Here is a 9,570-nt window from a genome sequence, read left to right on the forward strand (position 1 = left end):
ATATAAATGGCAGATAAAAAGAAGCAATTTGCTGTAATTGGTTTAGGACGATTCGGAGGAAGTGTGTGTAAGGAGTTATACAATATGGGACACCAAGTGTTAGCCATCGATATGAATGATACAAAGGTGAATGAATTTGCAGCATTTTCAACGCATTCGGTTATTGCAGATTCCACTGACGAAAAAGCATTGCAATCTCTAGGGATCAGAAATTTTGAATATGTCATCGTAGCCATCGGTGATAACATCCAATCAAGTATTTTAACAACACTCGTTTTAAAAGAAATGGAAGTTCCAAATGTTTGGGTCAAAGCACAAAATGTTTATCATCATAAAGTTCTTGACAAAATTGGTGCAGACCGCATTATTCATCCTGAGCAAGATATGGGAATTCGGATCGCTCAGCATTTGGCCTCCGAAAAAATTGTTGATTATATCGAGTTATCAGATGAATATAGCATTGTCGAGTTGCTCGCGACAAAAAAAATCGATAATCGTTCCCTCGTTGATTTACATGTTCGAGCAAAATATGGATGTACTATATTAGCCATCAAACGCGGTGAGGATATTAATGTTTCTCCACTGCCGGATGACACGATTTATGAAAAGGATATTCTTATTGTGATTGGTCACAAAAACGACCTTAAACGATTCGAGGAAGAAGGTATGTAACGATGTCTCTTTTGACAAAAGGCATGTTTCATCGAAAAATTCAAATGTCACCTCCACAAATTTTAGCGATCAGTTTTTTAATCGCAATTGTGATAGGTACCTTTTTATTAAAGCTTCCACTTGCAACAAATGAAGGCATCAGTTGGATCGATGCCCTTTTTACCGCAGCTTCGGCGACAACGGTCACAGGTCTTGTTGTCGTTGATACAGGAGAGACGTTTACCGTCTTTGGTCAAATTGTCATCATGCTTTTAATTCAAATTGGCGGTCTAGGATTAATGACGTTTGCTGTTTTAATTGTTCTAGTTTTAGGCAAAAGAATTGGATTAAAAGAGCGAATGATCGTCCAAGAAGCATTAAATCAAACATCTATTGGAGGCGTTATACGACTCGTTAAAGTCTTGTTACTGTTTGCTATTGTTATAGAATTAGTAGCCACTATTTTCCTATCATTCCGCTGGGTACCTGAGTATGGCTTTGCATTTGGCGTGTACACAAGTGTTTTCCATGCGATTTCCGCCTTTAATAATGCCGGGTTTTCGCTTTGGTCTGATAGTTTAATAAGCTACGTCAGTGACCCCGTTGTAAATATTCTTATTACCTTATTGTTTATAACGGGCGGAATTGGCTTTACCGTTCTTTCTGACTTGTGGCATACAAAAGAATTTCATCGTTTATCGCTGCACACGAAATTAATGCTTGTTGGTACACTCGCCATCAATATTGTTGCCATGTTTTTGTTTTTTTCACTCGAATATACAAATCCTGCGACTTTAGGGGCTTTAGATTTTGGCGAAAAGCTCTGGGCTTCCTACTTTCAAGCTGTTACGCCTAGAACAGCAGGTTTTAATTCACTAGACATCAGCAGCATGACAACTGGCTCGATTGTCTTTATGCTTTTGCTGATGTTTATTGGAGCAGGTAGTGCATCGACAGGCAGTGGGATTAAAGTGACTACTTTTATTGTCATTGTGATGGCAGTCTGGACATTTTTAAGAGGAAGAAATGAAACGGTTGTGTTTGAGAGAACGATAAAAAATCATATCGTCATCCGTTCCTTAGCGATTGTTGTCATAAGCTTATTTGCGGTGTTTCTTTCGATCTTTGCGTTATCCATCACCGAAAACGCTCCTTTTTTAATGATTGTCTTTGAAGCATTTTCTGCATTTGGCACCGTTGGGTTGTCAATGGGATTAACAGGAGACCTATCTCCTATCGGGAAAGAAATCATCATTGTCTTAATGTTTATTGGGAGAGTTGGACCTTTGACATTAGCCTTTTCCTTAGCAAGAACGCAAAAATCGAATATCCGTTATCCAGACGGAGAAGTTTTCACAGGGTGAAAATCGGGAGGTGCCAGGCACTTCCCGATTTTTTTCAATCCGATGTTTACTTCCTTCAAAAAAAGGTTATCTAACAAGTAATTCAACTTTAAAGGAGGAGTTCATCATGCTTTACAAAGCTAGTACTATTCAATCTTGTACCGTACAAGCAACAGACGGTGAATTAGGAAAAGTGAAAGATTTGTACTTTGATAGTGAAAAATGGACGATCCGTTATTTAGTTGTTGATACATTAAAATGGTTACCAGGAAAAAGAGTGCTCGTTTCTCCCGTCTCTTTCGACAATGTCGAGTTAGATGATAACAACATTTCGATTTTTTCATCAACAGACCAAATAAAAAACAGCCCTTCAGTAGAAGAGCATCAGCCAATCACTCGTATAAAGGAATTAGAGCTTCATAACCATTATGGTTGGTCACCATATTGGGTTGGCGGCGGTTTGTGGGGACCTGGCAACCTCCCCCTCCTATCCACGAAAGAAGACGAGCAATATGTATCCCAGTTAGAGGATGACCAATCCTTTTTAAGAAGTGTTAACGAACTGAAAGGACAAGTATTTGGCTATGCCGTCAAAGGAATCGATCATGATGAGTTAGGAACGGTCGTTGACTTTGTCATTGATGATAACTCGTGGGTGATTCATTATCTCATCGTCGATACAGGCGATTGGCTGCCAGGAAGAAAAGTTGCCATTTCTCCTGAATCCATTGACTCCATCAATTGGGTGGAAAAAGACATTATGATCAATCTAAAAGCAGAAGAAGTAGAAGAACACTCAACGGAAACAGATTCCGTTCTGGAACTTGAGGAAATTCCAGTCGATAACTTACGAACAAGACACCTGTTAAATAAATAAGATTGTTATTGCAAGGCCACTGAAAAAGGTTGCTTTTTACCTTGTTCAGTGGCCTTTAAGCAATGAGTGTAGCCGTTGCCTTTGGTGTTAGAAGTGTCTCACACCTTAAAGCCTGCTATGAGTGGGTTTCTCAATCCGCGGGCGCGCAACGTGCGGAGCCATTGCTTCTTCCTCGGTAGACTTTTTCAGCGGCCTTTGCTTACACACATCGACCAAAATTCAAATTGGTGACTCAATGAATTGATTTCATGAGTCACCTTTATTCTTTGATAATTACCCCTGACCAAGATTCTCCAATACAAATTACGAATACTTACCAAAAGTTGTAAATGGCTTATACGGCTGTCGATACGTTTTCTTTCTTTGATTGCTTGTTTGGATTAACCGATGAGCTTTTTCTAGAAGGGAGATCTCACTTTGTTGAAGGGGTTTCATATGGCAGACTTTATTTCTAATGGTAATCGTTTGACGTAGTAGTTTGTAATCATTCAGTGTGATGGGGAGAAGTTGATACGTTTCAATGTGGGTCAAGATGTTTGCATACGTATCATTGACATATAGATGCTGTTGCCGGTTTATCTTTTTAAGTAAAAGATTTTTCAAATTCGTTTCGATGTCATATAAAAGCGAATACGCCTCTAGTAACATGTTTTTTTTATCTTTCATATCTACCCTCCCATTTATTTAGATCGTACTATAATTTTATTTCTACAGCTTGGACCTATATTCCTTCTAAAATTTGTAAAAAAGAAAGGACTCTGTAATAGAGTCCTTCAGTCATTACGCTTTGTTTACGTTTGTAGCTTGAAGTCCACGTTGACCTTGCTCAGTGTCAAATGTAACTTTTTGGCCTTCGTCTAAAGATTTAAAACCTTCGCCTTGGATAGCTGAGAAATGTACGAATACATCATCTCCACCTTCAATTTCGATGAAACCGAATCCTTTTTCTGCGTTAAACCATTTTACTGTACCTTCTTGCATGTGTGTTTCCTCCTAATGTGGCTATAGCCCACAATTTATTACTATTATTGCTCAATTAGATATCAAAGGCGAAAAGTTTAAACTCTTCTTCTTTCTTACAGACCGAACAAAAATAATTCTTATTAAGCTTAACAGATAGCATTTGGAAAAGCAAATACTATTCATGAAAACGGAAACATTTCTTAAAATAATAGATGAGTGGTAGAATTCAAAAAAGAAGAAACGGCCTATTCATAGTCGAAGACATGAGGCGTTTCCCTTCTTTTTCTGTGCTAAAATCGTATGTTCGTTCAGTTATTTTGTTACACAAAATCAATCATCATATCCATTCGGATGGTTCCGATGCCAGTTCCAAGCGTGCGTCACCATCGTGTCCAAACGAGAATAATCTGGATTCCAGCCGAGTTCTGTCCGAGCCTTATTAGAAGAAGCAATCAAAACGGCAGGATCTCCTGTTCTTCTTGGGGCTGTGAGCGACTTAATATCGATGCCGGTAACAGCTTTGCACGTTTCAATGACTTGTTTAACAGAAAAACCATTGCCATTTCCTAAATTATAAACACCACTTACACCTTCACCCTCTAACCGTTGCAAGGCAAGATAATGAGCTTGCGCGAGATCGAGAACATGAATATAGTCGCGAATACAAGTTCCATCTTCAGTCGGATAATCATCTCCAAACATGCTCACATGTTCTCTTTGTCCTAATGCCACTTGAAGAACGATGGGAATGAGATGAGACTCTGGTTGATGATCTTCGCCTATCGAACCTTCTGGGTCTGCACCTGCAGCATTAAAATAACGAAGACAAATCGATTTTAACCCATATGCTGCGTCTGCCCACTTCAGCATTTTTTCAATCGCTAGCTTCGTTTCGCCATATGGATTTGTTGGGATTGTAGGGAAATCTTCCGTAATCGGAACCGATTCCGGCTCACCATACGTAGCTGCTGTTGAAGAGAAAACAAACTTCTTCACCTCATGTTCCACTGCTTTTTTGATTAATTGGTAACTGCCGATCACATTATTTTCATAATACTTTAAAGGGTCTTTCATGCTTTCTCCGACAAGCGAATCCGCTGCAAAATGAATCACAGCCGAAATTTCATTTTCGGTGAAAATTTTATCTAAAAGGTCCGCATCAGCTAAGTCCCCTTCGTAAAAAGTTGTGCCTTCAACTGCTTTGCGATGCCCTGTCTGTAAGCTATCTAATACAACAAACGATTCGTTCTTCTGTTTTAAATACAATAACGTATGGCTCCCAATATAGCCAGCCCCACCCGTAACGAGGATTGTCATCGTTCCACTCCTTTTCATACTGTTATAAATTAATAGTACTTAGCTTTTCCAATTATTTCAATAGAGAAATCGGGAAATGCCTGGTACTTATATGCAACAATAAAAAACCCAGCTATCATTTAATTACAAGCTGGGCTTTCATTTCTTCATTTGACAACTTCGGGAGGTACCAGGTACCTAGGCTGTCTCTCGCACTTTTTCCTCCACTGGTTTTTCCTTCGATAAGAACCAACCACCTAAAGCAATTAAGATTAGCACAACATAGAACGTCATTTTCCATGCGGTTGAATGAGCAAAATCATGAGGCAATACGTGTAATGCAGGGTGAGACAACGTGTAGACGGCTAGCTTTACCCCAACCCATCCCACAATCATAAACGCCGCAATCTCTAAGCCCGGTCTAGCGTGCAACAGTCGGACAAATAGATTGGCTGCAAAACGCATAATAACAAGACCAATAAATCCACCAGCAAAAATAACGAGGAACTTTCCTCCATCTATTCCACCAATCGCCGGTAAGCCTGAATCTGGTAAAACAACAGCTAAGGCAACAGCGGCCAGAATCGAATCAACCGCAAACGCAATGTCCGCTAGTTCCACTTTAAAGACCGTGCCCCAAAAGCCAGATTTCTTTTTCTTCTTTTTCTTATCATTTTCTTCTGTGCCTTCACTGTTTTCCTCGGCTTTTTTAATAATTAATTTTCTAAAGATATGATTACATGCAATAAATAAAAGATAAAGCGCACCAATTGCTTGTACTTGCCATACATCTATTAAGAAGGAAATCGCAAATAATGAAGCAAATCGGAAAACAAAGGCTCCAGCAAGTCCGTAAAATAAGGCTTTCTTTCTTTCTTCTTCTGGCAAATGTTTCACCATTATCGCTAAAACAAGTGCATTGTCCGCTGCAAGTAAGCCTTCTAATAAGATCAGCAGCAAAAGAACCCAGCTGTATTCTAATATGATTGATAGTTCCATGTAATGAAAAACCTCCTGTAAATGAAATGTCATATGTAACAGCTATATTGAAAAAGATTTCCTTCCCCCTTACTACCCACCCCTCCTTAGTCGTTTATTCGCATATTTAGAATCTCTCAAACTCAAACTAGACTCGTAAAAACATATAAAAAAACCCTTACCGAATACGGCAAAGGTTTTTTGAAAACAGAAAAAGACCTTTACCATAATACAAGTAAAGGTCTTGCTAACAACGTAATGTCGCCAACAAAGCCGGGAGTATGCACTCCGTAATGACGACTTTATTGTAAAAGCTACTCCCCTTTAGGGAAACTATTCAATTAATATAATATTGATAATAATACGTCCATAGATCAAATTTGTCAATAAGGTGAACAAAATTAATAACATAAGCAGTTGATAATTTTTATAAATTACACATAGATATCCCCAATTGGATTATACTGAATAAAATACGATAGTACTAGCAGAGAAAGGAACATCGACATGACAAATGAAACACCTAAAAAGAAAATCAATCTCCAAGAAGCAATCAGACAACAACTCGAAAACAAAAAGAAGCAAACATCCGCAGGAAAACCAAATAACCACTTAAATCAATCAACAAAGAAATTGCAAAGCCAGCAAACCAAAAAGCAAAATAATCAAAAAAGAAGAACGGGCGTGTAGTACTGACGCGAATGAGCGAAAGAAGGATGGCGGTAAATTAGCCATCCTTCTTTTTGCGTACCAATTCGGTAGGTGCCAGGCACTACTTCTTTTCACTTTTTAACGTAAACGTTACTTTATTGGCAAGAAACAAAGATCGTGACCTATGAATTGGTTGCTGCGTTTGATCAAATGCAGTAGTTTCAATTGAATAAAGCGGTGTCCCTATATCGCATTGAAATAAATTAGCCTCATAAGTTGTTGCATAAACGACATTTAGCGTTTTCTCGGAACTTTTTATAACAATGTCATATTAACTGCTCATACAAAGGTTTCTGACTTGCTTCATTTAATTTCATAGACATCCCTCACCACTCCATCATTTTCCGTACATGATCTAGTATCTTTTTTCGTAATTTTTTGTAAATTAAAACGTCTCTTTTTTCATAAAGAGTGGTAGAGGATCCACCAAAAAGTTCACCTTTTGACGCATCCTCAAAAAATAATATTCAAATAAATAAATGGTGACAATTCCACCACTCTTGTAATTAATTGATCACAAATTTCTTCTCATTTTGCCGAATCTGTTTCCATACGACCTTCTTCTAATATTTGTTAATTTCTTCATCATCAAAATTTGGAGTTAATTAGTCTTTCGGAACCACCTTTGTAGAAGTTACTCATCCAGTCAGCATCGGTAATATCCCCTGATGTAATGGTACATGTTCATTTATGACTTGGACTGCACGGCTGTGCAGTCCAAGTCTATTGCATTAAAACCATGCAGTGGTTCCGCCCATTGCTTCCGAGTTTTTTCTGGAAAGGTAAAGTTCGACCTTTCCAGAAAAAACTCTTTAGTAAGCTACTTTAAACATAAAAACGGGAGGTGCCAGGCACCTCCCGATTCTAACTTACATATATGGACATACTTTTAGGGCGTGCCAGACACACTACGTTAGTTTATAAACGATCCCTTGGTAAGGTTTTAGTTCAAACAAATCAATTTCTTTTGGTGTGTCCTCATAGTTGTTAATTACAAGTTCTTTTGATTGATAGTTAATTAATTCAGGAAGTTCAAACCTTACCACTTCACTTTTGAAATTACAAATAACTAACCACTTTTCGTCTCCTAACGTTCTTGTATAGGCAAAAATGTCTTCAGAATCTTCATGAATTAATTCAAATTCCCCATATACAACAATTTCGTTATCTTTTCGTATTTGGATAAGTTTTTTATAATAATGAAAAATGGAATTTGGATCTTGCAGCACTTTCTCTGCATTGATCTCTTTATAATTCGGGTTCACTTTAATCCACGGTGTTCCTGTTGTAAAGCCAGCATTTTCTGTGTCATCCCACTGCACTGGTGTTCTTGCATTATCACGGCCACGCTCATAAATTGCCTGCATGACTTTATTTGGATCTTTTCCTTGTTCATTGACTGCTTCATTGTACATATTTAATATTTCTAGATCACGATAATCATCAATTGATTCAAAGGCAACATTGGTCATTCCAATCTCTTCGCCTTGATAAATGTACGGTGTTCCCTTCATCATATGAAGACATGTCGCAAGCATTTTTGCTGACTTCTCATAATGCTCTTTATCATTTCCAAAGCGCGATACCGCACGTGGTTGGTCATGATTGTTCCAGTACAAGCTATTCCAGCCATTATCCGCTAAGCCGTACTGCCATTTTGACAAAATCTCTTTAAGCTCTGTTAGTTTCCAAGGCTGTGGTGTCCACTTTCCTCCAGGACCATTTCCGACATCAACATGTTCAAATTGAAAGACCATGTTTAACTCGTTACGTTCTGTTCCCGTATAAAGTTTTCCTTGTTCTGCATTCACACCAGGCATTTCACCAACAGTAAGTACATCATAGTTTGACAGCACTTCTTTGTTCATTTCCTGTAAAAATTCATGAATACGCGGTCCGTTCATAAAGTACTGTGATCCGTCACCGTATTTGTTATCGCCATGAATCTCACCATCAGGATAGTTGTTATCTTTTGAAATAAAGTTAATGACATCCATACGTAAACCGTCAATTCCTTTTTCAAGCCACCACGTCATCATCTTGTATACTTCTTGACGCAATTTTTCATTTTCCCAGTTTAAATCTGGCTGCTTTTTACTAAAAAGGTGTAAGTAATACTCACCAGTCGCCTCATCGAATTGCCACGCTGAACCTCCAAAGACTGAACCCCAATTAGTTGGTGGTTTACCATCTGTTCCAGGCTTCCAAATATAATAGTCGCGATACGGATTATCCTTTGATTTTCGTGACTCGGCAAACCATGCATGTTCATCAGAAGAATGATTAACAACAAGGTCCATTACAATTTTCAAACCACGGTCATGTGCGCCCTGAAGGAGCTCATCAAAATCATCCATTGTCCCAAACTCGTCCATAATGTTTTGGTAATCACTAATATCGTAGCCATTATCATCGTTTGGCGATTTGTATACGGGCGAAAGCCAAATGACATCAATGCCAAGCTCTTTTAAATAATCAAGCTTAGAAATAATTCCTCGCAAGTCACCGATCCCATCTCCATTTGCATCCATAAAACTTCGCGGATAAATTTGATAAACAACACTCTCTTTCCACCATGCCTTTTCCATTCTTTCCACACCTTTCTTTATCTAATTAGGTTAACTGGTACTATAAAAGGTTGTTCAAAGCAGTAAGAAACTTACTTCATAACTGGCTTTTATTTAATCGCTCCTTTTGTCACTCCACTAATAATCCATTTCTGTGCAAATAAATACACAATTAACATCGGTA

10 protein-coding genes are annotated in these 9,570 nt (G+C 38.3%); 4 read left to right on the forward strand and 6 right to left on the reverse strand.

Translation table 11 applies throughout. The annotated features are described in order from the left end of the window. Positions 1 to 6 precede the first annotated feature (6 nt). The 3 genes from SLH51_RS14520 (at position 7) to SLH51_RS14530 (ending at position 2,871) form a co-directional block, all read left to right on the forward strand. Complete coding sequence (locus tag SLH51_RS14520; RefSeq protein WP_335962055.1) at positions 7 to 672, forward strand: potassium channel family protein; 666 nt, start codon at positions 7 to 9, stop codon at positions 670 to 672. A gap of 2 nt (positions 673 to 674) precedes the next feature. Beyond that, positions 675 to 2,015: a TrkH family potassium uptake protein gene (locus tag SLH51_RS14525; RefSeq protein WP_335962056.1), complete on the forward strand. Its 1,341-nt coding sequence runs from the start codon at positions 675 to 677 to the stop codon at positions 2,013 to 2,015. Between the two features lie 106 nt (positions 2,016 to 2,121). Then, positions 2,122 to 2,871 (forward strand): PRC-barrel domain-containing protein, encoded by a 750-nt coding sequence (locus SLH51_RS14530; RefSeq protein WP_335962057.1) that lies wholly within the window; start codon positions 2,122 to 2,124, stop codon positions 2,869 to 2,871. Between the two features lie 303 nt (positions 2,872 to 3,174). Here the strand turns inward: SLH51_RS14530 and SLH51_RS14535 are convergent, their stop codons facing one another. From SLH51_RS14535 to SLH51_RS14550, 4 genes are all read right to left on the reverse strand, one after another. Next, positions 3,175 to 3,537 carry a hypothetical protein gene (locus tag SLH51_RS14535; RefSeq protein WP_335962058.1) on the reverse strand — a complete coding sequence of 121 codons (363 nt, stop codon included), beginning with the start codon at positions 3,535 to 3,537 and terminating at the stop codon, positions 3,175 to 3,177. A gap of 114 nt (positions 3,538 to 3,651) precedes the next feature. Beyond that, entirely contained in the window at positions 3,652 to 3,852 is a 201-nt protein-coding gene (locus tag SLH51_RS14540; protein WP_332698674.1) for a cold-shock protein, read from the reverse strand. Between the two features lie 312 nt (positions 3,853 to 4,164). Beyond that, complete coding sequence (gene galE, locus SLH51_RS14545; RefSeq protein WP_335962059.1) at positions 4,165 to 5,151, reverse strand: UDP-glucose 4-epimerase GalE; 987 nt, start codon at positions 5,149 to 5,151, stop codon at positions 4,165 to 4,167. A 177-nt stretch (positions 5,152 to 5,328) separates the two neighbouring features. After that, positions 5,329 to 6,129 (reverse strand): TerC family protein, encoded by an 801-nt coding sequence (locus tag SLH51_RS14550; RefSeq protein WP_335962060.1) that lies wholly within the window; start codon positions 6,127 to 6,129, stop codon positions 5,329 to 5,331. 486 nt (positions 6,130 to 6,615) lie between these two features. Between SLH51_RS14550 and SLH51_RS14555 the strand changes: the two genes are divergently transcribed. Further along, positions 6,616 to 6,798 (forward strand): hypothetical protein, encoded by a 183-nt coding sequence (locus tag SLH51_RS14555; RefSeq protein ID WP_335962061.1) that lies wholly within the window; start codon positions 6,616 to 6,618, stop codon positions 6,796 to 6,798. 82 nt (positions 6,799 to 6,880) lie between these two features. Here the strand turns inward: SLH51_RS14555 and SLH51_RS24475 are convergent, their stop codons facing one another. Together SLH51_RS24475 and SLH51_RS14560 are read right to left on the reverse strand one after the other, a co-directional pair. Beyond that, entirely contained in the window at positions 6,881 to 7,084 is a 204-nt protein-coding gene (locus tag SLH51_RS24475; protein ID WP_418769989.1) for a UTRA domain-containing protein, read from the reverse strand. Between the two features lie 643 nt (positions 7,085 to 7,727). After that, positions 7,728 to 9,407 (reverse strand): glycoside hydrolase family 13 protein, encoded by a 1,680-nt coding sequence (locus SLH51_RS14560; RefSeq protein WP_335962062.1) that lies wholly within the window; start codon positions 9,405 to 9,407, stop codon positions 7,728 to 7,730. Positions 9,408 to 9,570 lie beyond the last annotated feature (163 nt).

Origin of the sequence: Halalkalibacter kiskunsagensis (assembly GCF_037027555.1) — a bacterium.
In the GTDB taxonomy this organism is placed as follows: domain Bacteria; phylum Bacillota; class Bacilli; order Bacillales; family Bacillaceae_D; genus Halalkalibacter; species Halalkalibacter kiskunsagensis.

Excerpts from the sequence above, each read along its gene's own strand:
- SLH51_RS14535 (WP_335962058.1), bottom strand. The coding sequence starts at position 3,537 with ATGAAAGATAAAAAAAACATGTTACTAGAGGCGTATTCGCTTTTATAT.
- SLH51_RS14540 (WP_332698674.1), bottom strand. The coding sequence starts at position 3,852 with ATGCAAGAAGGTACAGTAAAATGGTTTAACGCAGAAAAAGGATTCGGT.
- galE (WP_335962059.1), bottom strand. The coding sequence starts at position 5,151 with ATGACAATCCTCGTTACGGGTGGGGCTGGCTATATTGGGAGCCATACG.
- SLH51_RS14530 (WP_335962057.1), top strand. The coding sequence starts at position 2,122 with ATGCTTTACAAAGCTAGTACTATTCAATCTTGTACCGTACAAGCAACA.
- SLH51_RS14520 (WP_335962055.1), top strand. The coding sequence starts at position 7 with ATGGCAGATAAAAAGAAGCAATTTGCTGTAATTGGTTTAGGACGATTC.
- SLH51_RS14560 (WP_335962062.1), bottom strand. The coding sequence starts at position 9,407 with ATGGAAAAGGCATGGTGGAAAGAGAGTGTTGTTTATCAAATTTATCCG.
- SLH51_RS14550 (WP_335962060.1), bottom strand. The coding sequence starts at position 6,129 with ATGGAACTATCAATCATATTAGAATACAGCTGGGTTCTTTTGCTGCTG.
- SLH51_RS14555 (WP_335962061.1), top strand. The coding sequence starts at position 6,616 with ATGACAAATGAAACACCTAAAAAGAAAATCAATCTCCAAGAAGCAATC.
- SLH51_RS14525 (WP_335962056.1), top strand. The coding sequence starts at position 675 with ATGTCTCTTTTGACAAAAGGCATGTTTCATCGAAAAATTCAAATGTCA.